The following is a 24,534-nucleotide window of genomic DNA, read 5'->3' on the forward strand; positions in this document are numbered from 1 at the left end:
ACAGAATTGAATTGACGCTATGAAAGTCACCATCATCGGCAGCGGCTATGTCGGCCTTGTCACCGGCGCCTGCCTGGCGGAACTTGGCAACGACGTGTTCTGCCTGGACCTGGACGAGCAGAAGATCGCGCTGCTTAACACAGGCGGCGTGCCGATCTACGAGCCGGGCCTGCAGGAGCTGATCCAGCGCAACCGTGCCGCCGGGCGGCTGACCTTTTCCACCGACGTGGCGGCCAGCGTCGAGCACGCCGATGTGCAGTTCATCGCCGTGGGCACGCCCCCGGACGAAGACGGCTCTGCCGACCTGAAGTACGTGTTGGCGGCGGCGCGCAATATCGGCCGCCATATGACCGGCTTCAAGGTCGTGGTCGACAAGTCCACCGTGCCGGTGGGTACCGGCGACCGCGTGGCCGCCACGATCCGCGCGGAGCTGGCCGCGCGCAGCCTGGAGGACCTGCAGTTCTCGGTGGTGTCGAACCCCGAGTTCCTGAAGGAGGGCGCCGCGGTCGAGGACTTCATGCGCCCGGACCGCATCGTGCTGGGCTGCAGCGCCGACGTCGCCGGCCGCCACGCGCAGGCCACCATGCGCCAGCTTTACGCGCCGTTCAACCGGCACCACGAGCGCACCTTCTACATGGACGTGCGCTCGGCCGAGTTCACCAAGTACGCCGCCAATTCGATGCTGGCCACGCGCATCTCGTTCATGAACGAGCTGGCCAACCTGGCCGACGAGGTCGGCGCCGATATCGAACTGGTGCGCATGGGCATCGGATCGGACCCGCGCATCGGCTACAGCTTCCTGTATGCCGGCGCCGGCTATGGCGGTTCATGCTTTCCCAAGGACGTGCAGGCGCTGATGCGCACTGCCGCCGACCATGGCAAGCCGATGCGCGTGCTGGAGGCGGTGGAATCGGTCAACGGCGCGCAGAAACGCGTATTGGGCGACAAGGTCGTGCGCCGCTTCGGCGATGACCTGAGCGGGCGCACCTTTGCCGTGTGGGGCCTGGCCTTCAAGCCCAATACCGACGACATGCGCGAAGCGCCGTCGCGCGTGCTGGCGCGCGAACTGGTGTCGCGCGGCGCGTCGCTGCGCATGCACGACCCAGTGTCGATGGCCGAAGCCCGGCGCGTGCTGGATGCCGACCTGGCCGACCTGCCGGGCGGCGCCGCGCGCGTGAGTTTCCACGAGAACCAGATGGATGCGCTGGACGGCGCCGACGCGCTGGTGATCGTGACTGAATGGAAGGTGTTCCGCAGCCCCGACTTCGGCCAGATCAAGCGGCGCCTGAAGGCCCCCGTGATCTTCGACGGGCGCAACCTGTATGAGCCCGAGGCCATGGTCGAGACCGGCGTGGAGTACCACGCCATCGGCCGCCCGACCCGGCAGGCCGTGAACGAATGAGGCGCCGGCGGGTCAACGGACTCATCAACCGATAAGCTAACGCGGCGGCCGCGGCCGTCGCGATATTGCCAAGGATCTTCATGAACAAGACCGTCATTCCGCAGGAGCAGATCCGGCAGTCCCATATCCTGGTGGTCGGCGACATGATGCTGGACCGCTACTGGTTCGGCGATGTGGAGCGCATCTCGCCGGAAGCACCGGTGCCGGTGGTGCAGGTCAAGCGCAGCGACGAGCGCCTGGGCGGCGCCGCCAACGTGGCCCGCAACGCCGCGGCGCTGGGCGCACGCGTGGGCATGCTGGGCGTGGTCGGCGACGACGAGCCGGCCCGCACGCTTGAAGCGCTGCTGGGCGAGAGCCATGTGCAGCCCTACCTGCACCGCGATCCCAAGCTCAACACCACCATCAAGCTGCGCGTGGTGGCGCACCAGCAGCAGTTGCTGCGCGTGGATTTCGAGAGCGCGCCGGCGCATGAAGTGCTGGCCGCGGTACAGGACCGTTTCCTGGCCCTGATCAACGACTACCAGGTGCTGGTGCTGTCCGATTACGGCAAAGGCGGCCTGACCCACGTCACGCGCATGATCGACGCCAGCCGCGCGGCCGGGCGCAAGGTGCTGATCGACCCCAAGGGCGACGACTACTCGCGCTACCGCGGCGCCACCCTGATCACCCCCAACCGGGCCGAGATGCGTGCCGTGGTCGGCGCCTGGAAGACCGAGGCCGACCTGACCATCCGCGCGCAGAACCTGCGCCGCGGGCTGCAGCTTGAGGCGCTGTTGCTGACGCGCTCGGAAGAGGGCATGACGCTCTACACCGAGGCCGAGGTGCTGCACGTCTCCGCCCAGGCGCGCGAGGTCTATGATGTATCGGGTGCGGGCGATACCGTGATCGCCACGCTCGCCACCATGCTGGGTGCCGGCGTGCCGCTCAAGGAAGCCGTGCAGCATGCCAATCGTGCCGGCGCCATCGTGGTGGGCAAGCTTGGTACCGCCGTCGTCTCTTATTCTGAATTGTTCGGCGCCGCCCCGTGAGGCGTGGCGCCCCCATCCTGATCCGACCATGACCATCATCGTCACCGGCGCCGCTGGCTTTATCGGCAGCAACCTCGTCAAAGGCCTGAACGACCGCGGCGAGACCAACGTCATCGCTGTCGACAACCTGACCCGTGCCGACAAGTTCCACAACCTGGTCGACTGCGAGATCTCCGACTACCTGGACAAGCAGGACTTCCTCGCGCGCTTTGCCCGCGGCGAGTTCGGCAAGGTGCGGGCGGTATTCCATGAAGGCGCGTGCTCCGACACCATGGAGACCGACGGCCGCTACATGATGGAGAACAACTACCGTTACACGCTGTCTCTGATGGAGAGCTGCCTGGAACAGGGCACGCAGTTCCTGTATGCGTCGTCGGCGGCTACCTACGGTGCTTCGCAGGTGTTCCGCGAAGACCGCGAGTTCGAGCGCCCGCTGAACGTGTACGGCTACTCCAAGTTCCTGTTCGACCAGATCGTGCGGCGCCGGCTGCCGTCGGCGCTGTCGCAGATCGTGGGCTTCCGCTACTTCAACGTGTACGGCCCGCGTGAAACGCACAAGGGCCGCATGGCCTCGGTCGCCTTCCACAACTTCAACCAGTTCCGCGCCGACGGCACGGTGAAGCTGTTCGGCGAGTACGGTGGCTATGCCCCCGGCATGCAGAGCCGCGACTTCATCTCGGTCGAGGACGTGGTCAAGGTCAACCTGCACTTCTTCGACCATCCGGACAAGTCCGGCATCTTCAACCTCGGCACCGGCCGCGCGCAGCCGTTCAACGACATCGCCGCCACCGTGGTCAACACCCTGCGCGAGGCCGAAGGCAAACCGCGCCTGTCGCTCGATGAACTGGTGCAGGAAGGCCTGCTCGAGTACGTCAAGTTCCCCGATGCGCTGCGCGGCAAGTACCAGTGCTTTACGCAGTCGGATGTGTCGAAGCTGCGCAGCGCCGGCTACAGCGAGCCGTTCCTGTCCGTCGAGGAAGGCGTGGCGCGCTACTGCCGCTGGCTGATCGAACGCGCCGGCTGACAATCGGCGCGCAGCCGGCCGACACGCTTTCGTGCGGCCGGTGTCAACTTTTGTTGCCGCATGGGCCGCCGCTGCGGCCCGCCCCTATCCTGACCTGACCTCGCCGCCCCGGCGGGGGTGGTACCTCAGACCATCCACAGGAAAGGAGAGCCTTCATGTTCAAGCATTGGGTCCGGCAACTTGCCCGGCGTTTTTCCCTGGTTTCCTTCGCTGCAACCATCTGCCTGTTCGCTGGCGGTGCCGCGCATGCCGCCATCGATGTCAACACGGCGGACGAGGCGGCGCTGACCTCGGTCAAGGGCGTGGGAGCCGCCACCGCCCGCAACATCATCGACGAACGCAACAAGCGTGGGCCCTACAAGGACGCCGCGGACCTGGCCGAGCGCGTCAGCGGCATCGGGCCAAAGTCCGTGGCGAAGCTGCAGGACGCTGGCCTCGCCATTGGCCCGAAGGGAGCCGCAGCAGCGGCGCCGGCAGCGGCGGCGGTCCCGGCCCCAGCCAAAGCCGGTAAGGCAGCGCCCACGGCGGCCGCGAAGCCGGCGCGCTAGCAGGCGCATGGGCTGGCGCCCGGCTGCCGCGTGGCCGGGCGCTCTCCTTGCTGGTATGGGTTGTGCTAGACCCTTGCCGCTTCGCACGCCCCGTGGCGGCGGAGTATCATGCGGACGCCGCGCCGGCAGGATCTGCCGCGCGCGGCTGCCGACAGGCACGCATCTACCAAACAACCAGGCACAAACGCGGCGGCCGCCGACCAGGCGGCCAGCCCGGACCACAGGGAGCAGAACAGTATGGCGAATGGCGAGGACGCGGGATTCCTGCCGCAATGGCGGCTCAAGACCGAAGGCGTGATCGGGCCGGATGAGCGGCTGCCCGCCGGGCAGACGCTGCTGGCCGGCATCCAGCACGTGGTGGCGATGTTCGGCTCGACCGCCATTGCACCGATCCTGATGGGTTTCAACCCGAATATCGCCATCCTGTTTTCCGGCATCGGCACGCTGATCTTCTTCCTGTGCGTGCGCGGGCGGGTGCCGAGCTATCTTGGCTCCAGCTTCGCCTTCATCGCCGTGGTGATCGCCGCCACTGGCTACGCGGGCAGCGGCCCCAACCTCAATATCCCGGTGGCGCTGGGCGGCATCATCGCCGCCGGTGCGCTGTACACGGTGATCGGCCTGATCGTGCAGGCGGTGGGCTACGCCTGGGTCGAAAAGCTGATGCCACCGGTGGTGACCGGGGCCATCGTCGCGGCGATCGGGCTGAACCTGGCCCCGGTGGCGGTCAAGGCAGTCAGCGGCGCGGCCCTCGATACCTGGGTGGGCCTGCTGACGGTGGTGGCCGTGGGGCTGGTGGCGGTGCGTGCGCCCGGCATGATCGGGCGCCTGCCGGTGCTGATCGGCGGCCTGGCCGGCTACCTCGCCTACTACCTGGGCACCAACGTGATGGGGCTGGGCAAGCCGATCGACTTCTCCAGCGTGGCTGCGGCCAGCTGGTTCGGGTTGCCGGCGTTCACCGCACCGACCTTCGAGTTAAGCGCCATGCTGCTGATCGCCCCGGTGGCGATTGTGCTGGTGGCGGAGAACCTGGGCCATATCAAGGCCATCGGCGTGATGACCGGGCGCAACCTGGACCCGTATATCGGCCGTGCCTTTATCGGCGACGGCATCGCGACCATGCTGTCGGCCAGCGGCGGCGGCACCGGCGTGACCACTTATGCCGAGAACATGGGCGTGATGGCGGTCACCAAGATCTACTCGACGCTGATCTTCGTGGTCGCGGCCGCGGTGGCCATCCTGCTGGGCTTCTCGCCCAAGTTCGGTGCACTGATCCTGACCATCCCGGGTCCGGTGATCGGCGGGCTGACCATCGTCGTGTTCGGCCTGATCGCGGCGACGGCGGGCCGGATCTGGGTGCAGAACAAGGTGGACTTCTCCAGCTCGCGCAACCTGATCACGGTCGGCGCCACGCTGACCGTGGCCGCCGGCGACCTGACGCTGAAACTGGGCGGCATGACGCTGGGCGGCATCGGCACCGCCACCTTCGGCTGCATCCTGCTGTACCACCTGCTGGGCGAAGGCAACCACGAAGAGGGCTGAGCCAGGGCAGGATGGGCGCAGGCGGGTGGGTGGCAGCGTAAATCCCGCCTGCCGGCGAGGGATAGGTGTCTGGATTACAATGGCCGGCGAATTGGAATCCCCCGTTTGCGACCCCCTTTCGCGACCCCTCGCTCCATGGCCTACAAGACAATTGAAGACACCATCGGCAATACGCCGCTGGTCAGACTGCAGCGCATCCCCGGTGCCGCCAACGACGCGCGCGGCAATGTGATCCTCGGCAAGCTCGAAGGCAACAACCCGGCCGGTTCGGTCAAGGACCGCCCCGCGGTGTCGATGATCGCCCGGGCCGAGGCGCGCGGGCGCATCAAGCCGGGCGACACCCTGATCGAGGCGACTTCCGGCAATACCGGCATCGCGCTGGCCATGGCGGCCGCCATCCGCGGCTACAAGATGGTGCTGATCATGCCCGAGGACCTGAGCCTCGAACGCCGCCAGAGCATGGCGGCCTACGGTGCCGAGATCATCCTGACCCCGGTCAAGGGCGGCATGGAGTACGCGCGCGACCTGGCGGATTCGATGGAGCGCGACGGCAAGGGCGTGATCCTCGACCAGTTCGCCAACCCGGACAACCCGCAGGCGCACTACGAGGGCACCGGGCCGGAGATCTGGCGCGATACCGACGGCCGCATCACCCACTTCGTTTCGGCGATGGGCACCACCGGCACCATTACCGGCGTGTCGCGCTACCTGAAGGAACAGAACCCGGAGATCCAGGTCATCGGCGCGCAGCCGGCCGAAGGCTCGCGCATCCCGGGCATCCGCAAGTGGCCCGAGGCGTATCTGCCCAAGATCTACGATGCCAGCTACATCGACCGCACCGAGCCGGTGAGCCAGGGCGATGCCGAGCACATGGCGCGGCGCATGGCGTCCGAAGAGGGCATCTTCTGCGGCATTTCGGCCGCGGGCGCGCTCTGCGTGGCGCTGCGCATTGCCGAGGAAGTGGAGAACGCCACTATCGTCTTCGTGGTGTGCGACCGCGGCGACCGCTACCTGTCGACCGGCGTGTTCCCGGCGTGACCTGAACCGGTGCCAAAGCAAGAAAGGCCTCGCAAATGCGAGGCCTTTCTTGCTTTGGCGGGCAGCTGGCATCAGCCCATCGCCGCCTTGACCGCCTCGCCCAGCTGGTACACCGCCAGCGCATAGAAGAAGCTGCGGTTGTAGCGTGTCAGCACGTAGAAGTTGCGCAGGCCGAGCAGGTACTCCGTGGGCTGGTCGGGGGTGGGCAAGTCCACCACCAGCACGCCGGTCTCGCCTTCGCGCGCGGGGTCGATCGGCTCGTCCACGCGCAGGCCGGCGCGGGTCAGCTGGTTGAGCGTGCGCGTTGGCCACGGCTCGCCGTCGGCCGCCGCGGTGGCGACACCCAGGCTGCCGGCGTCGCCGGCAATGCGCCACACCACCGGGCGGCCCGGCTCCCAGCCGTGCAGCTGGAGGAAGCGCGCGACACTGCCGATGGCATCGGTAGGGCTGTTGCGCAGGTCGATGCGGCCGTTGTTGTCGTAGTCGATGGCGTATTCGCGCAGGCTGGTCGGCATGAACTGCGGGATGCCGATCGCGCCCGCGAAGGAGCCCAGCACCGAGTACACGTCGGTGCGGGTGTCGCGGCACCACAGCAGGTAGTCGGCCAGCTGGTTGCGGAACAGCGTGGTGCGGGCTTCGCGGTTGGGCGTGTCCGGGTAGTCGAAGGCGAGCGTGGACAGCGAATCGAGCACGCGGAAGGTGCCCATGTCGCGGCCATAGATGGTTTCCACGCCGATGATGCCGACGATGACCGATGCCGGCACGCCGAACTCGGCTTCGGCGCGGCGCAGCGTGTCGCGGTTGTCCTGCCAGAAGCGCACGCCCGCGTTGATGCGGATCGGCTCGATAAAGCGCGAGCGGTAGGTGCGCCAGCTTTTGCGGCCGGTGGTGGCGGGCGGCATGATCAGGCGCACCACGGTGGCGGAATAGACCGCTTGGCCAAACCACTCCTGCAGCATGCCACGGTCAAGGCGGTGGCGGGCCACCATCTCGTCGATAAATGCGCGGGTCTGCGGATTGTCGCGGTAGCGGCCGGGTTCGATCTCTTCCTCGCGCATGCTGACGCGGCGCTTGCCCGCGGCGAGCAGGCTGGGGGAGAGGCCGCAGAGTCCGAGTGCGGCAGCGGAAAGCGCGGCGCCCAGCAGGGGGCGTCGCAGTGAGCGCTGGGTGTCGGTCATGATGTCCTTTGCAAGTCGCACCGAGTATAGCGGATGCCACTGCGGCAACTATGGGCAAGCCGTCACGACATCGCGCGCCGGCGCCGCTGGGTGGCTTGGGCTGGCGTGTGCTAACGTAGCGATTGGAGACAACATCGCGACGATAAGAGATGCCGACAGGCTATTACACGCACCCCGAGTTCCAGCGGCACGAGATGGGGCATTTCCATCCGGAGTGCCCGGAACGCCTTCAGGCGATCGAGGATCACCTGATTTCGCACGGCCTGGACGGGCTGCTGGAGCGCCGCGAAGCCCCGCCCGCCACGCGCGAGCAGCTTGAGCGCGTGCACCGGCCCGACTATGTCGATTCGCTCGAACGCGCCAGCCCGGCCAGCGGCTATCACGCGATCGATCCGGATACCTCGATGAACTCGCACACGCTCGCCGCCGCCACGCTGGCCGCGGGCGCGGCGGTAGCGGCCACCGATGCGGTGATCGCGGGCGAGTTCGAGAACGCGTTCTGCTGCGTGCGCCCGCCCGGCCACCACGCCGAGCCTGACCGCGCGATGGGCTTCTGCTTCTACAACAACGTCGCCATCGCCGCGCGCCACGCGCTGCGGGCGCACGGGCTGGAGCGCGTGGCCATCATCGATTTCGACGTGCACCACGGCAACGGCACCGAAGCGGCATTCCGTGGCGACGAGCAGGTGATGATGTGCAGCATCTTCCAGCACCCGTTCTATCCGTACAGCGGCACCGAGCATCTTGCTCCCAATATGGTCAACATCCCGCTGCCGGCCTATACCAACGGCATGGCCGTGCGCGAAGTGGTCGAGACCATCTGGCTGCCGCGGCTCAATGAGTTCCGCCCGCAGATGTTGTTTATCTCCGCCGGCTTTGACGCGCACCGCGAGGACGACCTGGGCCAGATGGGCCTGGTGGAGCAGGACTACGCCTGGATCACCGGCCAGCTGGTGGACGTTGCGCGCGCCCATGCACAGGGCCGCATCGTCAGCTGCCTGGAGGGGGGCTACAACCTGAGCGCGCTGGGCCGCAGCGTGCTGGCGCACCTGAAGGTGCTGCTGGAACGATAGGAGAGCATGGCCATGGCCGAGAACGATGCGCGCGTGGACGCGCCGCTGCTGACCGAAACGCGCGATGCCGCGGGCGTGGTGCGACTGACCATGAATCGGCCGCAGGCGTTCAATGCGCTGTCAGAAACGCTGCTCGACGCGCTGACCGACGCTCTCGGCCGGCTGGCGTCGGACCACACCGTGCGCGTGGTGGTGCTGGCTGGCGCCGGCAAGGCCTTCTGCGCCGGGCACGACCTGCGCGAGATGCGGGCCTCGCCGTCGCACGACTACTACCGGCGCCTGTTCGACCGCTGCACGCGCATGATGATGGCGATCCAGAAGATGCCGCAGCCGGTGCTTGCGCGCGTGCAGGGCATCGCCACGGCGGCGGGCTGCCAGCTGGTGGCCATGTGCGACCTTGCGGTGGCCGCCGACGATGCGCGCTTTGCGGTGTCCGGCGTCAACCTGGGCCTGTTCTGCTCGACGCCCGGGGTGGCGTTGTCGCGCAACCTGCATCGCAAGCAGGCGATGGAGATGCTGCTGACCGGCGACATGATCGACGCCGAAACCGCCCGCGAGCGCGGGCTGGTGAACCGGGTGGTGCCCGCTGGCCAGCTCGACGAAGAGGTGGCGCGCCTGGCCGCCAGCATCTGCGCCAAGCCGGCCGCCGCGGTGGCCGCCGGCAAGGGCCTGTTCTACCGCCAGCTGGAAATGGGCATCGAGGCCGCCTACCAGCTCGCCGGCCAGACCATGGCCTGCAACATGATGGACGAGTCGGCGCTGGAGGGGGTGCAGGCCTTCATTGACAAGCGCTCGCCGTCCTGGCGTGGCTCATAGGCGACTTTTTCGGCGTTTATATGCCGGGAGCGTATAAAGACATCGGTAAAAAGTCGTTTATGGTATGAAGCGAATCGCATAAAATACGCGCTTCAGAAAAATAACGAGCGGCAACAGCGCTGGAGATCCCTCGCCTGTTGCCGTTTTCTTTTGGTCACCTTTCCATGATCGAACTGCAAGGACTGTCGCAGCGCTTCCCGGGCGCGTCTGGCGACGTGCATGCATTGCGGGACGTCAGCCTGTCGATAGCGGCGGGCGAGGTCTTCGGCATTATCGGCCGCAGCGGCGCCGGCAAGAGCACGCTGGTACGCGCCATCAACCTGTTGAACCGGCCCTCGAGCGGCCGCGTGATCGTCGCGGGCCAGGAACTGACCGCGCTGGACACGGGCGCGCTGCGCCTGGCACGCCGCGAGATCGGCATGATCTTCCAGCACTTCAACCTGCTGTCTTCGCGCACGGTGTATGAGAACGTGGCGCTGCCGCTGGAACTGGCCGGCAAGCCCAAGGCCGAGATCGCCGCGACGGTGCTGCCGCTGCTGGACCTGGTGGGCCTGTCGGCGTTGAAGGACCGCTATCCGGCGCAGATCAGCGGCGGGCAGAAGCAGCGCGTGGGCATTGCGCGTGCGCTGGCCAGCAAGCCCAAGGTGCTGCTGTCGGACGAGGCCACTTCCGCGCTGGACCCCGAAACCACCCGCTCCATCCTGGATCTGCTCAAGCAAATTAACCGCGACCTGGGCCTGACCATCGTGATGATCACGCACCAGATGGAAGTCATCAAGCAGGTCTGCGACCGCGTGGCCGTGCTTGAAGCCGGCCAGGTGGTGGAGACCGGGCGCGTGATCGACGTATTCCTGCGCCCGCAGCACGACGTCACCCGCGCCATGATCGGCGACGTCATCTCGCAGGAACTGCCGGCCAGCGTGCTCAAGCGCGTGGAAAGCCGGCTGGGCAACGGGCGCGACCACGTCTACCGCCTTGCCTTCACCGGCGAGGGCGTGGACCAGCCGGTGCTGGCCCAGGCGATCCGCCGCTACGGGCTGGACTTCAATATCCTGCATGGCCATATCGACGAGATCCAGGGCCAGGCCTTCGGCTCGCTGGCGATCATGGCCACGGGCGAACTGGCCGACGTGAAGGCGGCGATGGAATACCTGCAGGCGCAAGGCGTCGTGGTGGAGGAGTTCGAGCATGTGGTCTGAAATGTTTGACCTGTTCCTGACCTCGTTCAACGAGACCCTGCTGATGGTGGCGATCTCGGGCGTGGTCGGCTCGTTGCTGGGCGTGCCGCTGGGCGTGCTGCTGCACCTGACCAACCGCGGCGGCGTGTTGTCGCATCCGCTGTTCAACCGCAGCGTCGGCGTGGTGGTCAATGCGGTGCGCTCGATCCCGTTCATCATCCTGCTGGTGGTGGTGATCCCGTTCACGCGCTTTATCGTCGGGTCGTCGATCGGCACCACCGCGGCGATCGTGCCGCTGACCATCGCGGCGATCCCGTTTATCGCGCGCCTGGTGGAAAGCGCGCTGCGCGAGGTCGACAAGGGCCTGGTCGAGGCCGCCCAGTCGATGGGCGCCACCACCCGCCAGATCGTGTGGAAGGTGCTGCTGCCCGAGGCCATGCCCGGCATCGTCGCCGGCCTGACCATCACCTTTGTCAGCCTGGTCGGCTATTCGGCCATGGCCGGCGCGATCGGCGGCGGCGGCCTGGGCGACCTGGGCATCCGCTACGGCTACCAGCGCTATATCACCGAGGTCATGGTGGCGGTGGTGGTGATCCTGATCGTGTTCGTGCAGGCCGTGCAGAGTTTCGGCGACTGGCTTGTCCGCCGTATCAGCCACCGCTAGTCAGCCACTGCCCAAGCCAATTATTTTCTGAAACAGGAACGCATATCATGCAACGTCGCAACCTGCTGCAATGGATTCTCGGCGCCGCGATCGGCGCAACGCTGGCCACTGGCGCCGTCGCCCAGGAAAAGCCGATCAAGATCGGCGTGACCGGCGGCCCGCACGCCCAGATCATGGAACAGGTGAAGAAGGTCGCCGCCAAGGACGGCCTGAACATCCAGGTGGTCGAGTTCAGCGACTACATCCAGCCCAACGCCGCGCTGGCTGCCGGCGACCTGGACGCCAACAGCTACCAGCACCTGCCGTACCTGGAAGCCCAGATCAAGGACCGCGGCTACAAGTTCGCGCATATCGCCTATACCGTGACCTTCCCGATGGGCGTGTACTCCAAGAAGATCAAGTCGCTCGACCAGCTCAAGCAGGGCGCGCGCGTGGGCGTGCCCAACGATCCCACCAACGGCGGGCGTGGCCTGTTGCTGCTGCAGAGCAAGGGCGTGATCAAGCTCAAGCCCAACGCCGGCCTGAAGGCCACGCCGCTGGACATCGTCGAGAACCCGAAGAAGATCCGCATCGTCGAGCTGGACGCCGCGCAGCTGCCGCGCTCGCTGGATGACCTGGATGCCGCCGCCATCAACGGCAACTACGCGGAATCGGCCGGCCTGTCGCCCGTCAAGGACGCCATCGCCATCGAAGGCCCGAAGGGTCCTTATGCCAACCTGATCGCGATCCGCGAGGCCGACAAGAGCAAGCCCTGGGTGGCCAAGCTGGTGAAGGCCTACCATTCGCCGGAAATCAAGCAATACGTCACATCGACCTTCAAGGACTCGGTCATTACCGCCTGGTAAGCCGGCGTCACTTTGAGGTTTTCATCCAATCAGACGATGCCCGCAAGCCCCGGTTTGCGGCACAATCGCTGGACGGCTGGGATCTGCCGGGCTATGCCCGGCATTATTTTGCCGATAAAATAGTACGATCGTTCGAAAAACAGGAGAGCCGCCAACCCGGTGGTTATAATGACGAGCGAACAATATTTCTGACTATCAGCTATCAGTGGAGTGAGCGCATGAAAGTACTCGTCGCAGTCAAGCGGGTGGTGGATTACAACGTCAAGGTCCGCGTCAAGCCGGACGGCAGTGGCGTCGATCTGGCCAACGTGAAGATGAGCATGAACCCCTTCGACGAAATCGCCGTGGAAGAGGCCGTGCGCCTGAAGGAAGCCGGCGTTGCCACCGAAGTGATCGCCGTCTCGTGCGGTGTCACGCAGTGCCAGGAAACCCTGCGCACCGCGATGGCCATCGGTGCCGACCGCGGCATCCTGGTGGAATCGAACGAAGACCTGCAACCGCTGGCCGTGGCCAAGCTGCTGAAGGCGCTGATCGACAAGGAACAGCCGCAACTGGTGATCCTGGGCAAGCAGGCCATCGACGACGACTCCAACCAGACCGGCCAGATGGTGGCCGCGCTCGCCGGCCTGCCGCAAGCCACGTTTGCCTCGAAGGTGGTGGTTGCCGATGGCAAGGCCTCGGTGACGCGTGAAGTCGATGGCGGCCTGGAAACGCTGTCGCTCAAGCTGCCGGCCGTGGTCACGACCGACCTGCGCCTGAACGAGCCGCGCTACGTGACGCTGCCGAACATCATGAAGGCCAAGAAGAAGCAGCTCGATACCGTCAAGCCGGAAGACCTCGGCGTCGACGTCAAGCCGCGCCTGTCGACCCTGAAGGTGGTCGAGCCTGCCAAGCGCAGCGCGGGTGTGATGGTGCCGGACGTCGCGACGCTGGTGCAGAAGCTGAAGAACGAAGCCAAGGTTATCTGAGCGCGGGGGAGAAATAACATGACTGCACTCGTCATTGCTGAACACGACAATCAATCCATCAAGGCCGCCACGCTGAACACCGTGACTGCCGCTGCCCAGTGCGGCGGCGACGTGCACGTGCTGGTGGCTGGTGCCAACGCCAAGGCCGCGGCCGATGCCGCCGCCAAGATCGCCGGCGTGACCAAGGTCCTGCTGGCCGACGCCCCGTACTTCGGTGACGGCCTGGCCGAGAACGTGGCCGAGCAGGCGCTGGCCATCGCCAACGACTACTCGCACATCCTGGCTCCGGCCACCCCGTACGGCAAGAACATCCTGCCGCGCGTGGCTGCCAAGCTGGACATGGCCCAGATCTCGGAAATCTCCAAGGTCGACGCCCCGGACACGTTCGAGCGCCCGATCTACGCCGGCAACGCCATTGCCACGGTCAAGTCGGAAGACAAGATCAAGGTCATCACCGTGCGCGGCACCGCCTTTGACGCCGCCGCAGCCGAAGGTGGCTCGGCTGCCGTCGAGACCCTGCCGGCCGTGGCCGACGCAGGCGTTTCGCAGTTTGTTTCGCGCGAAGTGGCCAAGAGCGACCGTCCGGAACTGACCGCCGCCAAGATCATCGTCTCGGGTGGCCGTGGCGTGGGTTCGGGCGAGAACTACACCAAGGTGCTGACGCCGCTGGCCGACAAGCTGGGCGCCGCGCTGGGTGCCTCGCGCGCCGCCGTGGACGCCGGCTTCGTGCCGAACGACTACCAGGTCGGCCAGACCGGCAAGATCGTCGCGCCGCAGCTGTACATCGCCGTCGGCATCTCCGGCGCGATCCAGCACCTGGCCGGCATGAAGGACTCCAAGGTGATCGTCGCGATCAACAAGGATGCCGAAGCCCCGATCTTCTCCGTGGCCGACTACGGCCTGGTGGGCGACCTGAACACCGTGGTGCCGGAGCTGGTGGCAGCACTGGGCTGATGCCTTGCCGGCCGCCAGGCGGCCGGCACGGGTAGCAAGTACGAGCCGTTCCGGGGGTGACCCGCGAACGGCTTTTTCATACATGTTGGGAGACATCGATGACTTACCGTGCGCCGATCAAGGACATGCTGTTCGTCATGAACGAGCTGGCCGGGCTAGAGGCCGTGAGCAAACTGCCGGGCTTCGAGGAAGCCACGCCGGAAACGGCCGAGGCAGTGCTGGACGAGGCCGCCAAGTTCAACGAGCAGGTCGTCGCGCCGCTGAACCGCGCCGGCGACCTGGACCCGAGCAGCTGGAAGGACGGCGTGGTCACCACCACGCCCGGCTTCAAGGAGGCCTTCCGCCAGTTCGGCGAGGGCGGCTGGCAGGGCGTGCTGCATCCGCAGGAGTTTGGCGGCCAGGGCCTGCCCAAGCTGGTCGCCACCGCCTGCAACGAGATGCTGAACACCGCGAACCTGTCGTTCGCGCTGTGCCCGCTGCTGACCGATGGTGCCATCGAAGCGCTGCTGACGGCCGGCACGGATGAGCAGAAGGCCACCTTCCTGCCCAAGCTGATCTCGGGCGAGTGGACCGGCACCATGAACCTGACCGAGCCGCAGGCCGGCTCGGACCTGGCCGCGGTGCGCACCCGCGCCGAGCCGCAGGGCGACGGCACCTACAAGGTGTTCGGCACCAAGATCTTCATCACCTACGGCGAGCATGACATGGCAAAGAACATCGTCCATCTCGTGCTGGCGCGCACGCCCACCGCGCCCGAGGGCGTCAAGGGCATCTCGCTGTTCATCGTGCCGAAGTTCATGGTCAACGCCGACGGCAGCACCGGTGAGCGCAACGACGTGCATTGCGTCTCGATCGAGCACAAGCTGGGCATCAAGGCGAGTCCCACGGCAGTGCTGCAGTTCGGCGACCATGGCGGCGCCACCGGCACGCTGGTCGGCGAAGAGAACCGTGGCCTCGAGTACATGTTCATCATGATGAACTCGGCACGCTTCTCGGTCGGCATGCAGGGCATCGCCGTGTCCGAACGCGCCTACCAGCAGGCGGTGGCCTTTGCGCGCGAGCGCGTGCAGAGCCGCCCGGTCGATGGTTCGGCGCGCGAGGCGGTGACCATCATCCACCACCCGGACGTCAAGCGCATGCTGATGACCATGCGCGCGCTGACCGAAGGCGCGCGCGCCGTGGCCTACGTGGCCGCGGCCGCCAGCGACGCGGCGCACCAGCATCCCGACGAAGCGGTGCGCCAGCAGAACCAGGCCTTCTATGAGTTCCTGGTGCCGGTGGTGAAGGGCTGGAGCACCGAGCTGTCGATCGATGTCACCAGCCTGGGCGTGCAGGTGCACGGCGGCATGGGCTTTATCGAGGAAACCGGCGCGGCGCAGCACTACCGCGATGCGCGCATCCTGCCGATCTACGAAGGCACCACGGCAATCCAGGCCAACGACCTGATCGGCCGCAAGACCGTACGCGACGGCGGCGCCGTGGCGCGTGCGATCTGTGCGCAGATCGCCGAGACCGAGGCTGCGCTGGGCAAGCACAGCTGCGCCGGGTTCACCGCGGTACAGGCGCAACTGGCCAAGGGCCGCGCGGCGCTGGAAGACGTGGTGGCGTTTGTCGTGGCCAATGCCAAGTCCGACCCGAACGCCGTCTTTGCCGGCAGTGTGCCTTACCTGAAGCTGTGCGGCATCGTGTTCTCTGGCTGGCAGTTCGGTCGTGCGATGCTGGCCGCCGATGCGAAGCGGGCCGAGGATCCGGGCTTTTATGACGCCAAGATCGCCACCGCGCATTTCTTTGCGGAGCACATCCTGTCGCAGGCGTCGGCTTTGCGCGATGCCATCGTCAGTGGTGCGGCACCGGTGAATGCGATGACGGCCGAGCAGTTCTGAGCGGCCTGACAGTCGCCGGAAAGAAGAAGGGCGGCCCCGCGGGGTCGCCCTTTTTGCTTATCGAGGCAGCGCCTGCTTCAGGCAGTGGCCGGCCTGGGCGCCAGGCGATGGCGCGCCGGCTTCAGGTAGCGGCCCACCGACAGGTCGTCGGCGCGGATCGCCGGCGAGGTGCCCGAGACCAGGTCCGAGAGCAGCTTGCCCGAGCCGCAGGCCATGGTCCAGCCGAGCGTGCCGTGGCCGGTGTTCAGCCACAGGCCGCGCACCTGGGTCGGGCCCACGATCGGCGTGCCATCCGGCGTCATCGGGCGCAGGCCGGTCCAGAAGGTGGCCTGGCTGACATCGCCGGCGCCCGGGAACAGGTCGGTGACCACGTGTTCGAGCGTGCGGCGCTTGGCCGGATCCAGGCTGCGGTCATAGCCGACGATCTGCGCCATGCCGCCCACCCGGATGCGGTCGTCGAAGCGGGTGATGGCAACCTTGTAGGTTTCGTCCAGAACGGTGGACACCGGGCTGCGCGACGGATCGCTCAGCGGCACCGTGATCGAGAAGCCCTTGAGCGGATACACCGGCAGGTTGGACATGCCATGCAGGAACGGCTTGACCAGTTGCGTCGACCAGCTGCCCAGCGCCACCACCACCAGGTCGGCATCCATCGGCTGGCCGTCGACCACGGCGCCGGTGACGGCATCGCCCTGGGTCATCAGGCTGTCGATCGAGCGGTTGTACAGGAGTTTCACGCCCAGCAGCTCGGCCATGCCCGCGAGCCGTTGCGTAAACAGCGCGCAGTCGCCGGTTTCATCGTTGGGGAGGCGCAGGCCGCCGGCCAGCTTGTGGCGGACGGCGGCCAGCGCCGGTTCGCTCGCGGCGAGTTCCTCGCGCGAAAGCAACTGGTAAGGCACGCCGGCTTCTTCCAGCACGGCGATGTCCTTGGCCGCGCCTTGCAGCTGCTCGTCGGTGCGGAACACCTGCAGCGTGCCTTGCTGGCGGCCTTCATAAGCGATGCCCGTCTCCGCGCGCAGCGCGCGGATGCAGTCGCGGCTGTATTCGGCCAGCCGCACCATGCGCTCCTTGTTGACGGCGTAGCGTTCGGCGCTGCAGTTCTGCAGCATCTGCCACATCCATTGCAGCTGGAACAGCGTGCCGTCCGGACGGATGCTGAGCGGCGCGTGTTCCTGGAACATCCACTTGATCGCCTTCAGCGGTACGCCCGGCGCCGCCCACGGCGACGCATAGCCGGGCGAGATCTGCCCCGCGTTGGCAAAGCTGGTGCCGAGCGCGGGCCCGGCCTCGCGGTCGACGACGGTCACTTCGTGACCGGCCTTGGCCAGATACCACGCACTGGTGACGCCAATAACGCCGCTGCCTAGTACGAGAACGCGCATGTCCGGGGGCTCCAACTGCGGTGACAAGTTGATAAAGGATTTATCTCTATACTATTGAATCCAATCCAGTCATTGTTATCGAATTTCTCAGGAAAACAGGAAAAACTCATGAGAACGAGTCGCCAGCCCATGCGCACCCTCGACCGGCTCGACCGCAAGATCCTGACGGCGCTGCAGAGCGACGGCCGGATGTCGATGAAGGACCTGGCCGAGGCGGTCGGCCTGACCATCACGCCCTGCATCGAGCGCGTCAAGCGCCTGGAGCGCGATGGTGTCATCATGGGCTACTACGCGCGGCTGAACCCGGCGCTGCTGGGCAGCGCGCTGCTGGTGTTCGTCGAGATCTCGCTGGGCAACAAGTCGGGCAATATGTTCGAGCAGTTCCGGCGCGAGGTGCTGCGTATCCCGGAAGTGCTGGAATGTCACCTGGTATCGGGCGATTTCGACTACCTGATCAAGGCGCGCATCCGCGAGATCGGTGAATACCGCCGGCTGCTGGGCGACATCCTGCTGCAGCTGCCCGGCGCAGCGCAGTCGAAAAGCTATGTGGTGATGGAAGAGATCAAGGAGACGCTGGCGATTTCCGTCGAGGAGAAGAGCCAGGCAGTATGACCAAGGCCAGCATGGAGCGCCCCCCGCCAAAACCCAAGCCCGCCAGCAGCCGCCCGACGCGGCCCGACGCCGACCCCGACGCGCTCGCGCCGCAGGCAGGCCCGCGGCCGCCCGTGGCGCGCAAGGGCCGGGGCGCCGTGAGCAACCTGCAGGGGCGTTTCGAGCGCGACCTGCGTGAAGCGTTCGACGATGGCTGGGGCAGTGCACCGGAAGAGGCGCCGCGTACCACCGAAGCCGCATCGTCGCCGGAGGCAGCCCCGCTGCCGCCGCTGCGCACGGAAGTCCATATCGAGCGCGCCCGTTCGGTCCTGACGCGCAATGCATCGCCCGACATCCCGTTCGATGTCTCGCTCAACCCCTACCGCGGTTGCGAGCACGGCTGCATCTACTGCTTCGCCCGGCCGACGCACGCCTACCTGGACCTGTCGCCGGGGCTGGACTTTGAAACGCAGCTTTATGCCAAAACCAACGCCGCCGAGCGGCTGCGCGAGGCGCTGGCACGGCCGTCGTACCGCTGCGAGACCATCGCGCTGGGCGTCAACACCGACGCCTACCAGCCGATCGAGCGCGAACAGCGCATCACGCGCGGCGTGCTGGAGGTGCTGAACGAGTGCGACCACCCGGTGGCGCTGATTACCAAGTCGTCTCTGATCGAGCGCGATATCGACCTGCTCGCGCCGATGGCGGCGAAGCGGCTGGCGGTGGCGGCGGTCACCATCACCACGCTGGACGCTGGCATCGCGCGCACGCTGGAACCGCGCGCGGCCACGCCGTCACGCCGGCTGCGCACCATCCGCACGCTGACCGACGCCGGCATCCCGGTGGGTGTGAGCATCGCCCCGGTGATCCCGTTCGTCACCGAACCCGACCTTGAGCGTGTATTGGAAGCGGCGCACGAAGCGGGCGCCGTCTATGCAAACTACATCGTGCTGCGGCTGCCCTGGGAAGTGCGGCCGCTGTTCGAGGAATGGCTGCTGGCGCATTTTCCCGAGCGCGCGGAACGGGTGATGAACCGCGTGCGCGACATGCGCGAGGGCAAAGCCTACGATGCCAGCTTTGCCTCGCGCATGCGCGGTACGGGCGTGTGGGCGGACTTGCTGCGTCAGCGTTTCTACAAGGCCGCCGAACGGCTAGGGTTTCGTTACAACCGGTTCGAGCTGGATACGTCGCGTTTCCGCCCGCCAGTCAGGGGGCCCCGCGGCAAGGACGATCCGCAGGGTTCGCTGTTCTGAGTCTTCCGGGCGCGTTCGGTGGCCTGCTGGTCGCCGATCATGCTGCTGGCGAGTTCCAGCGCGGCCTTCGCGCTCGATGGCGGCAGTCCCGAGGACAGCGCCAGCCTGACAGCGATCGCCGCCAGGCGTCCTTCCTCATAGGTTGGCATGTCGATGCTTGCTCCTTTGCGCCAGGGTGTGGCCCCGCCGCGCGTGACGCCGCCGGAATCGGACGGCTCTACCAGTATGGGCGAATTGGCGGAAAGGAGAACCGCCGTTTGCGCCGGCCTTGATCGTGCGCAAGCGCGCAGTGCGCTCTAGGTATCGGGCCGGTCCCAATAGGGCGGGTTGCCGAAGCGCTCGGCGAAGAAATCCACGAAGGCGCGTGTCTTGGGCGGTACCAGGTGCCGGCTGGGAAACACTGCCCAGATCGACACTGCCGGCACCACCGGGTATTCGTCCAGTACTGTCACGAGCGCGCCGCTGCGCAACAGCGGGCCCACATCCCAGGTCGACTTGAGCGAGATGCCGACGCCGGCCACCACCGCGTCGCGCAGCACTTCGCCGTTATCCACGCGCAGGTTGCCGCGCACGTGCACCACGGTCTCGCCCAGTGGCGTATTGAAGCGCCACGCCGACTGGTCGGCCAGCACCAGGCAGTTGTGCTGGCGCAGGTCGTCCGGGTGGCGCGGCACGCCGTGGCGCTGCAGGTAGGCGGGTGAGGCGCAGATCACGCGGTGGCTGGGTGCGAGCGCGCGTGCCACCAGCGTGGAATCGGGCAGCACGCCCATGCGCAGCGCCACGTCGATGCTGGCATCGACCAGTCCGATCACCTGGTCGGTCAGGCGCAGGTCAAGCGCGATATCGGGATAGGCGGCGAGGAATTCGGGCAGCGCTGGCGAGACATGCTGGCGCCCGAAGGACGCCGGCGCGGTCACGCGCAACTGCCCGCGCGGGCGCTCGGCGCTGGTGCCGACCGATGCGCTGGCCAGATCCGCGGTGGCAAGCAACTGCTCCGCATGCGGCAGGAAGCGCTCGCCGTCGGCGGTGAGTGCCAGCCGCCGTGTGGTGCGATGCAGCAGGCGGCTGCCCAGCGACTGTTCCAGCCGGCCCAGGCGGGCGCTGGCGCTGGAGGTGGACAAGCCCAGGTCGCGTGCGGCGGCCGACAGGTTGCCCAGCGCCGCGGCGCGGACGAAGACGGCAATGTCGAGCAGGTCGAAATGCACGGCGCCAATGCCGCCGCGGCCGCTATTGCGACAACGCGCGGGCGGCCTCGACCTGCGATTCGAAGAAGGTCTGGAAACTGATCGCCAGCCCTGCCATCAGCAGGCCGGTGCCGATCAGCAGCGACAGGATCACCAGGATCACTACCGGCCAGCCGGAGCGTGTAGGTTTGCCGAGTTGGTTGAAGCGTGCGTCCCATTTGTCGTCCGGGCGCAGCCCGTAGACGATGGCCGCCAGGAAGGCGCTGATGACGGAGGCTCCGCCGGCGACGGCGAAGGTCCAGTTCAGCGCCGCGCTGCCCGCGCCGGTCGCCATCGAGGCCACGCCGAGCGCGCCTGCCAGCAGCGCCAGCAGGTGCACCCAGCCATACGGATCGCGCAGGCCGCCCAGGTAGAAGCGATGCGCGCCCAGGCTGCCGCACAGGAACGCCAGCGCCACGGTCAACAGCTTCGATTTGCCGCGGGCGGGCGGCGAGGCGAGCGTGGAGGCATGGCGGGCTGGCGTGGCTGCAGGCATGGTCGGATTTCCGGCGGTTGCGGGCCGGCAATGCACCGGCACAGGAACGGCGGCACACGGGTACCGGCCGGCCCACATTGTACGCCGGCAGTCAGCGCAAGAAAGGGAAGTGCGTCAGAAGACGCGCAGGACGGCGCTAATGCCAGCCGGACTGCAGGCCGTCCAGGAAGGCCACCGCGTGCTCGCTGATATGGGTTTCGCCGTAGAGGACCAGGGTCAGGAGGCCCATGAACAGGATTGACAGCGATAACTGGCCCGCGTGTTCGGCCAGGTCGCTAAGAAGGGGTGACATGACAAACCTCACAGAATTATTGTCTTTCTGGAGGCTGCGCCCGGGCCGTCTTGATCGGGTCCGGCAGGAGGTGTCGGGCAGAGGCAGGTCAGTTCGATTGCCGTCTGCACTGGACGGCACGCTGTGAGCCCCGGGCAGCGCCGGGCGGCAGCCTGTGCGTGGCACCCGCAAAGCGGGGCGCACACTTGAATAGAGACCGGGGGAGCGGGGGCGGAGTTCCGCGAACCGCCGCAAGACCGTTGGGCAGTGCGGCGACGGGCGGGGGTGTGCCGACAGCCGTCAGCAGTGACCTTTATCGGCCATTGTCGCGGCCACGTGCCTGCCAGCCGGGGCCGACGTTGCCTGGCCGGGAGTCGTTGCGGGCTTCATTGGGGTTGTCGCGTTCCTGGCCCCGGCCGCGGTTGTCGTCGCGGGCACCAGCCAGTGCGGCGCGGCGCCCGCTCAGGCGATCGTCGGCACGGGCACGTGCCTCCATGCGGTCGATCTGGGCTTGCACGTGCTCGCGGCTCTCGGCGCGCACGCTGGCCATCTGCCAGCCGTCGCGGGGCTGCGGCTGCATCCGTGCGGACCGGCTATCGGGCCGTACTTGTTGCCAGAACGCGACCTGGGCATGGCTGGTGGCAACCGCGCCGACCAGGCCCGAGGCCACCAGGATGCCAGCCACCAGGTCGCGCAGGAGAGAGCGGGTGAGCATGCGGATTCCCAGGTTCCTGACGCGCTGTGTTGCTGTTGGAAGATGGGTTCATGGTACGCATGGGCCATCGGGGCGCCTATGCCAATCCCGTTACCGGTGTAACGGATTGTTTCGGCCACCCAGACCCCCGTTCCGTGGGGTTTTCAGCGGGATTCAGGGTCGGTAGCGGATGCGGTAAATGGCCCCGGCAAGGTCGTCGCTGACCAGCAGCGAACCGTCCGGCGCAACCAGGACGTCGACCGGGCGGCCCCACGGCCTGCCGCCGCGCAGCCAGCCCTGCGCGAACACCTCCTGGCGCACCGCCTTGCCGGCATCGTCCAGCGCCACGCGGACCACGCGGTAGCCGGACGGCTCGCTGCGGTCCCAGCTGCCGTGCTCGGCAATGAAGACGTTGTCGCGGTAGGCCGCCGGGAATTGCGTGCCGGTGTAGAAGCGCATGCCCAGGGCCGCGACGTGCGCGCCCAGGCGAGCCACCGGCGGCACGAACTCGGCGCAGGGCCGCTGGCTGCCGTATTCGGGATCGGCAACCGTGCCGGCATGGCAGTACGGGTAGCCGAAATGCTGGCCGGCAGCGGTGGCGCGGTTGAGCTCGTCGTCGGGCACGTCGTCGCCCATGCGGTCGCGGCCGTTGTCGGTGAACCACAGCTCGCGCGTGGCCGGGTGCCAGTCGAAGCCGACGGTGTTGCGCACGCCGCGTGCCACTACCTGCAGGTCGCTGCCGTCGGGCTTCATCTTCATGATGTTGGCGTAGCGGTTCTCGTCCGGCGCGCAGATATTGCATGGCGCGCCGACCGGCACGTAGAGGTAGCCGTCGGGGCCGAAGGCGATGAATTTCCAGCCGTGATGCCCGTCTGTCGGGAAGCGGTCGCTCACCACCGTTGGTGCCGGCGGCTGGTCGAGGCTGGCCTCGATATGGTCGATCCGCACGATCTTCGACACCGAGGACGCATACAGGCTGCCGTCGTGCAACGCCACGCCGACCGGCATGCGCAGCCCGGTGGCGACCGTGCGCACGCGCGGCCGGGCCCCCAGCGCGTCGGTCACCGCGTAGACCTTGCCTTCGCTGCGCGAGCCGACGAAGAGCGTGCCCGACGGCGACATCGCCATGGCGCGTGCGCCCGGCACGTCCTGCGTCAGCACCTCGATGCGGAAACCAGGCGGCAGCCGGACCTGGTCCAGCGGCAGGGCGGCCGGCGCGGACCCGGTGCCTGCCAGCAGTACAATGGCGAGCAGGGAAGCTGGCCGTAAGGTGCGGGCCATGAAGTGCAGAACGGGGCGCATGTCGGGCCTCCTGTCGCGGTTTTTGCCACGATGCCTGCACGGCAGGCGCGCGTCAATCACCTAAGTGTTTGTTTGGCCTCGGTAATTGGGCTATACTCTTGCGTTTCGTGTTCGAACGTCCTCGAACACCCCGTTTTCTGAGGAATCATTCCATGGTCGTTATCCGTCTGGCTCGCGGCGGCAGCAAGAAGCGCCCGTTCTTCAACATCGTCGCCACCGACTCGCGCAACCGTCGCGATGGTCGTTTCATTGAGCGCGTTGGTTTCTACAACCCGCTGGCTACGGAAGGTGAAGAAGGCCTGCGCCTGGCGCAAGACCGCCTGGCCTACTGGCAAGGTGTTGGCGCCCAGCTGTCGCCGACCGTTGCCCGCCTGGTCAAGCAAGGCGCCGCCAAGGCTGCTGCCTGATAGTCGCCTGCAGCGCGCCCCGTCGAGCCGTTTTTACGGCCGGCCGGGCGCGTTCTTATTGCACACGTGACTGAACGAAAGCAGGGCGCCGCCCGGCCGCTGAACCGACCGCTGGTTCAGCCCCAGGGCGAGCCGCAAAAGGCTTGCAAACTGCCCGCGGCGCTCCTGTATGCCGACCCCCTGCCGGAAGACCTGGTGGAGGTCGGCTATATTGGCGCTGCCTACGGCATCCGCGGCTGGATCAAGGTCTTGCCGCATGCCGATGATGCTTCGGCCCTGCTGCATGCCCGCCGCTGGTGGCTGCTGGCACCGCCGCAGGCGGGGCTGGTGGCGGCCGATGCGTCGCGTGCCCAGCCCGTCTGCGTGAAGATCGCGCAGTCGCGCGAGCACAGCGGCACCGTCGTGGCGCAAGCGTCCGGCGTGGCCGACCGCAATCTTGCGGAAGCGCTCAAGGGCCGTCGCGTGTGGATCCGGCGTGCGGATTTTCCCGCGCCGGAAGAAGATGAGTTCTACTGGGTCGACCTGATCGGCTGCACCGTCAGCAACGAGCAAGGCGAGTTGCTGGGCGAGGTGTCCGGGCTGATCGACAACGGTGCCCACCAGATCCTGCAGGTGGCCTGCGTGCTCCCTGACGGCAAGGCCGGTGAACGGCTGATCCCGTTTGTCGATGCGTTCCTGCGCTCGGTCGATACCGCGGGCAAGCGCATCGTGGTCGACTGGGGGCTCGATTACTGAGCCCGTGCCTTCGCGGTGCGGGGTTCGGAAGGGAGAGAGCGG

The 24,534-nt window shown here is 67.0% G+C and carries 25 protein-coding genes; 18 read left to right on the plus strand and 7 right to left on the minus strand.

Annotated elements, in window-relative coordinates:
• The first annotated feature begins 19 nt into the window (after nt 1–19).
• The 6 genes from AC3WON_RS10390 (at nt 20) to cysM (ending at nt 6,579) form a co-directional block, all read left to right on the plus strand.
• Entirely contained in the window at nt 20–1,402 is a 1,383-nt protein-coding gene (locus tag AC3WON_RS10390) for a UDP-glucose dehydrogenase family protein (RefSeq protein WP_492351753.1), read from the plus strand.
• 80 nt (nt 1,403–1,482) lie between these two features.
• The gene (rfaE1, locus tag AC3WON_RS10395) at nt 1,483–2,430 is read left to right on the plus strand and encodes a D-glycero-beta-D-manno-heptose-7-phosphate kinase (protein ID WP_010812949.1); all 948 of its coding nucleotides are present in this window, start codon (nt 1,483–1,485) and stop codon (nt 2,428–2,430) included.
• A 28-nt stretch (nt 2,431–2,458) separates the two neighbouring features.
• On the plus strand, nt 2,459–3,454 hold the full coding sequence (rfaD, locus tag AC3WON_RS10400) for an ADP-glyceromanno-heptose 6-epimerase (RefSeq protein WP_010812948.1): 996 nt from the start codon (nt 2,459–2,461) through the stop codon (nt 3,452–3,454).
• A 155-nt stretch (nt 3,455–3,609) separates the two neighbouring features.
• On the plus strand, nt 3,610–4,002 hold the full coding sequence (locus tag AC3WON_RS10405) for a ComEA family DNA-binding protein (protein WP_492321411.1): 393 nt from the start codon (nt 3,610–3,612) through the stop codon (nt 4,000–4,002).
• Nucleotides 4,003–4,239: 237 nt separating this feature from the next.
• Complete coding sequence (locus AC3WON_RS10410; RefSeq protein WP_011614702.1) at nt 4,240–5,541, plus strand: solute carrier family 23 protein; 1,302 nt, start codon at nt 4,240–4,242, stop codon at nt 5,539–5,541.
• A gap of 135 nt (nt 5,542–5,676) precedes the next feature.
• Nucleotides 5,677–6,579, plus strand: a complete 903-nt coding sequence (gene cysM, locus AC3WON_RS10415; RefSeq protein WP_010812945.1) for a cysteine synthase CysM — start codon at nt 5,677–5,679, stop codon at nt 6,577–6,579.
• A gap of 71 nt (nt 6,580–6,650) precedes the next feature.
• Here cysM and mltB read toward each other — a convergent pair whose 3' ends face one another.
• A complete protein-coding gene (mltB, locus tag AC3WON_RS10420) occupies nt 6,651–7,757 on the minus strand; it encodes a lytic murein transglycosylase B (protein WP_340523979.1) in 1,107 nt (368 codons plus the stop codon).
• A 149-nt stretch (nt 7,758–7,906) separates the two neighbouring features.
• Between mltB and AC3WON_RS10425 the strand changes: the two genes are divergently transcribed.
• From AC3WON_RS10425 to AC3WON_RS10460, 8 genes are all read left to right on the plus strand, one after another.
• Nucleotides 7,907–8,830: a histone deacetylase family protein gene (locus tag AC3WON_RS10425; RefSeq protein ID WP_010812943.1), complete on the plus strand. Its 924-nt coding sequence runs from the start codon at nt 7,907–7,909 to the stop codon at nt 8,828–8,830.
• 12 nt (nt 8,831–8,842) lie between these two features.
• Complete coding sequence (locus AC3WON_RS10430; protein ID WP_492351754.1) at nt 8,843–9,646, plus strand: enoyl-CoA hydratase; 804 nt, start codon at nt 8,843–8,845, stop codon at nt 9,644–9,646.
• Between the two features lie 164 nt (nt 9,647–9,810).
• Nucleotides 9,811–10,845: a methionine ABC transporter ATP-binding protein gene (locus tag AC3WON_RS10435; protein ID WP_492321413.1), complete on the plus strand. Its 1,035-nt coding sequence runs from the start codon at nt 9,811–9,813 to the stop codon at nt 10,843–10,845.
• Entirely contained in the window at nt 10,835–11,488 is a 654-nt protein-coding gene (locus AC3WON_RS10440; RefSeq protein WP_492351755.1) for a methionine ABC transporter permease, read from the plus strand. Before AC3WON_RS10435 ends, AC3WON_RS10440 begins: the two co-directional genes overlap by 11 nt.
• A gap of 47 nt (nt 11,489–11,535) precedes the next feature.
• Nucleotides 11,536–12,333, plus strand: coding sequence for a MetQ/NlpA family ABC transporter substrate-binding protein (locus AC3WON_RS10445; protein ID WP_492321414.1), 798 nt, complete (start codon nt 11,536–11,538; stop codon nt 12,331–12,333).
• 218 nt (nt 12,334–12,551) lie between these two features.
• Nucleotides 12,552–13,301: an electron transfer flavoprotein subunit beta/FixA family protein gene (locus AC3WON_RS10450; protein WP_340523966.1), complete on the plus strand. Its 750-nt coding sequence runs from the start codon at nt 12,552–12,554 to the stop codon at nt 13,299–13,301.
• An 18-nt stretch (nt 13,302–13,319) separates the two neighbouring features.
• Entirely contained in the window at nt 13,320–14,255 is a 936-nt protein-coding gene (locus AC3WON_RS10455) for an electron transfer flavoprotein subunit alpha/FixB family protein (RefSeq protein ID WP_492351756.1), read from the plus strand.
• 98 nt (nt 14,256–14,353) lie between these two features.
• A complete protein-coding gene (locus AC3WON_RS10460; protein WP_492351757.1) occupies nt 14,354–16,138 on the plus strand; it encodes an acyl-CoA dehydrogenase in 1,785 nt (594 codons plus the stop codon).
• Between the two features lie 77 nt (nt 16,139–16,215).
• Here the strand turns inward: AC3WON_RS10460 and AC3WON_RS10465 are convergent, their stop codons facing one another.
• Nucleotides 16,216–17,520 (minus strand): D-amino acid dehydrogenase, encoded by a 1,305-nt coding sequence (locus tag AC3WON_RS10465; RefSeq protein ID WP_492321417.1) that lies wholly within the window; start codon nt 17,518–17,520, stop codon nt 16,216–16,218.
• 108 nt (nt 17,521–17,628) lie between these two features.
• Between AC3WON_RS10465 and AC3WON_RS10470 the strand changes: the two genes are divergently transcribed.
• A complete protein-coding gene (locus tag AC3WON_RS10470; protein ID WP_010812934.1) occupies nt 17,629–18,132 on the plus strand; it encodes an Lrp/AsnC ligand binding domain-containing protein in 504 nt (167 codons plus the stop codon).
• A complete protein-coding gene (locus tag AC3WON_RS10475; protein WP_492351758.1) occupies nt 18,129–19,364 on the plus strand; it encodes a PA0069 family radical SAM protein in 1,236 nt (411 codons plus the stop codon). The genes AC3WON_RS10470 and AC3WON_RS10475 overlap by 4 nt, the downstream gene beginning before the upstream one ends.
• Before the next feature lie 296 nt (nt 19,365–19,660).
• Here the strand turns inward: AC3WON_RS10475 and AC3WON_RS10480 are convergent, their stop codons facing one another.
• From AC3WON_RS10480 to AC3WON_RS10500, 5 genes are all read right to left on the minus strand, one after another.
• Nucleotides 19,661–20,569 carry a LysR family transcriptional regulator gene (locus AC3WON_RS10480; protein WP_492321418.1) on the minus strand — a complete coding sequence of 303 codons (909 nt, stop codon included), beginning with the start codon at nt 20,567–20,569 and terminating at the stop codon, nt 19,661–19,663.
• A gap of 22 nt (nt 20,570–20,591) precedes the next feature.
• On the minus strand, nt 20,592–21,083 hold the full coding sequence (locus AC3WON_RS10485) for an NINE protein (RefSeq protein WP_492351759.1): 492 nt from the start codon (nt 21,081–21,083) through the stop codon (nt 20,592–20,594).
• A 136-nt stretch (nt 21,084–21,219) separates the two neighbouring features.
• Nucleotides 21,220–21,375, minus strand: a complete 156-nt coding sequence (locus AC3WON_RS10490; RefSeq protein ID WP_492321420.1) for a hypothetical protein — start codon at nt 21,373–21,375, stop codon at nt 21,220–21,222.
• A gap of 292 nt (nt 21,376–21,667) precedes the next feature.
• Nucleotides 21,668–22,069 (minus strand): hypothetical protein, encoded by a 402-nt coding sequence (locus AC3WON_RS10495; protein WP_010812929.1) that lies wholly within the window; start codon nt 22,067–22,069, stop codon nt 21,668–21,670.
• 153 nt (nt 22,070–22,222) lie between these two features.
• Nucleotides 22,223–23,350, minus strand: a complete 1,128-nt coding sequence (locus AC3WON_RS10500) for a PQQ-dependent sugar dehydrogenase (RefSeq protein WP_492351760.1) — start codon at nt 23,348–23,350, stop codon at nt 22,223–22,225.
• A gap of 152 nt (nt 23,351–23,502) precedes the next feature.
• Here AC3WON_RS10500 and rpsP point away from each other — a divergent pair, with 152 nt between their 5' ends.
• Both rpsP and rimM read left to right on the plus strand, forming a co-directional pair.
• Entirely contained in the window at nt 23,503–23,757 is a 255-nt protein-coding gene (gene rpsP / locus AC3WON_RS10505; RefSeq protein ID WP_010812927.1) for a 30S ribosomal protein S16, read from the plus strand.
• Nucleotides 23,758–23,868: 111 nt separating this feature from the next.
• Nucleotides 23,869–24,492 carry a ribosome maturation factor RimM gene (gene rimM / locus AC3WON_RS10510; RefSeq protein WP_051398514.1) on the plus strand — a complete coding sequence of 208 codons (624 nt, stop codon included), beginning with the start codon at nt 23,869–23,871 and terminating at the stop codon, nt 24,490–24,492.
• The last annotated feature ends 42 nt before the right edge of the window (nt 24,493–24,534 follow it).

This window comes from Cupriavidus sp. FW305-46 (genome assembly GCF_058787075.1).

Bases quoted from the DNA above. Each gene is read 5' to 3' on its own strand.
- AC3WON_RS10390 (WP_492351753.1), top strand. From the start codon at position 20: ATGAAAGTCACCATCATCGGCAGCGGCTATGTCGGCCTTGTCACCGGC.
- rfaE1 (WP_010812949.1), top strand. From the start codon at position 1,483: ATGAACAAGACCGTCATTCCGCAGGAGCAGATCCGGCAGTCCCATATC.
- rfaD (WP_010812948.1), top strand. From the start codon at position 2,459: ATGACCATCATCGTCACCGGCGCCGCTGGCTTTATCGGCAGCAACCTC.
- AC3WON_RS10405 (WP_492321411.1), top strand. From the start codon at position 3,610: ATGTTCAAGCATTGGGTCCGGCAACTTGCCCGGCGTTTTTCCCTGGTT.
- AC3WON_RS10410 (WP_011614702.1), top strand. From the start codon at position 4,240: ATGGCGAATGGCGAGGACGCGGGATTCCTGCCGCAATGGCGGCTCAAG.
- cysM (WP_010812945.1), top strand. From the start codon at position 5,677: ATGGCCTACAAGACAATTGAAGACACCATCGGCAATACGCCGCTGGTC.
- mltB (WP_340523979.1), bottom strand. From the start codon at position 7,757: ATGACCGACACCCAGCGCTCACTGCGACGCCCCCTGCTGGGCGCCGCG.
- AC3WON_RS10425 (WP_010812943.1), top strand. From the start codon at position 7,907: ATGCCGACAGGCTATTACACGCACCCCGAGTTCCAGCGGCACGAGATG.
- AC3WON_RS10430 (WP_492351754.1), top strand. From the start codon at position 8,843: ATGGCCGAGAACGATGCGCGCGTGGACGCGCCGCTGCTGACCGAAACG.
- AC3WON_RS10435 (WP_492321413.1), top strand. From the start codon at position 9,811: ATGATCGAACTGCAAGGACTGTCGCAGCGCTTCCCGGGCGCGTCTGGC.
- AC3WON_RS10440 (WP_492351755.1), top strand. From the start codon at position 10,835: ATGTGGTCTGAAATGTTTGACCTGTTCCTGACCTCGTTCAACGAGACC.
- AC3WON_RS10445 (WP_492321414.1), top strand. From the start codon at position 11,536: ATGCAACGTCGCAACCTGCTGCAATGGATTCTCGGCGCCGCGATCGGC.
- AC3WON_RS10450 (WP_340523966.1), top strand. From the start codon at position 12,552: ATGAAAGTACTCGTCGCAGTCAAGCGGGTGGTGGATTACAACGTCAAG.
- AC3WON_RS10455 (WP_492351756.1), top strand. From the start codon at position 13,320: ATGACTGCACTCGTCATTGCTGAACACGACAATCAATCCATCAAGGCC.
- AC3WON_RS10460 (WP_492351757.1), top strand. From the start codon at position 14,354: ATGACTTACCGTGCGCCGATCAAGGACATGCTGTTCGTCATGAACGAG.
- AC3WON_RS10465 (WP_492321417.1), bottom strand. From the start codon at position 17,520: ATGCGCGTTCTCGTACTAGGCAGCGGCGTTATTGGCGTCACCAGTGCG.
- AC3WON_RS10470 (WP_010812934.1), top strand. From the start codon at position 17,629: ATGAGAACGAGTCGCCAGCCCATGCGCACCCTCGACCGGCTCGACCGC.
- AC3WON_RS10475 (WP_492351758.1), top strand. From the start codon at position 18,129: ATGACCAAGGCCAGCATGGAGCGCCCCCCGCCAAAACCCAAGCCCGCC.
- AC3WON_RS10485 (WP_492351759.1), bottom strand. From the start codon at position 21,083: ATGCCTGCAGCCACGCCAGCCCGCCATGCCTCCACGCTCGCCTCGCCG.
- AC3WON_RS10490 (WP_492321420.1), bottom strand. From the start codon at position 21,375: ATGTCACCCCTTCTTAGCGACCTGGCCGAACACGCGGGCCAGTTATCG.
- AC3WON_RS10495 (WP_010812929.1), bottom strand. From the start codon at position 22,069: ATGCTCACCCGCTCTCTCCTGCGCGACCTGGTGGCTGGCATCCTGGTG.
- AC3WON_RS10500 (WP_492351760.1), bottom strand. From the start codon at position 23,350: ATGCGCCCCGTTCTGCACTTCATGGCCCGCACCTTACGGCCAGCTTCC.
- rpsP (WP_010812927.1), top strand. From the start codon at position 23,503: ATGGTCGTTATCCGTCTGGCTCGCGGCGGCAGCAAGAAGCGCCCGTTC.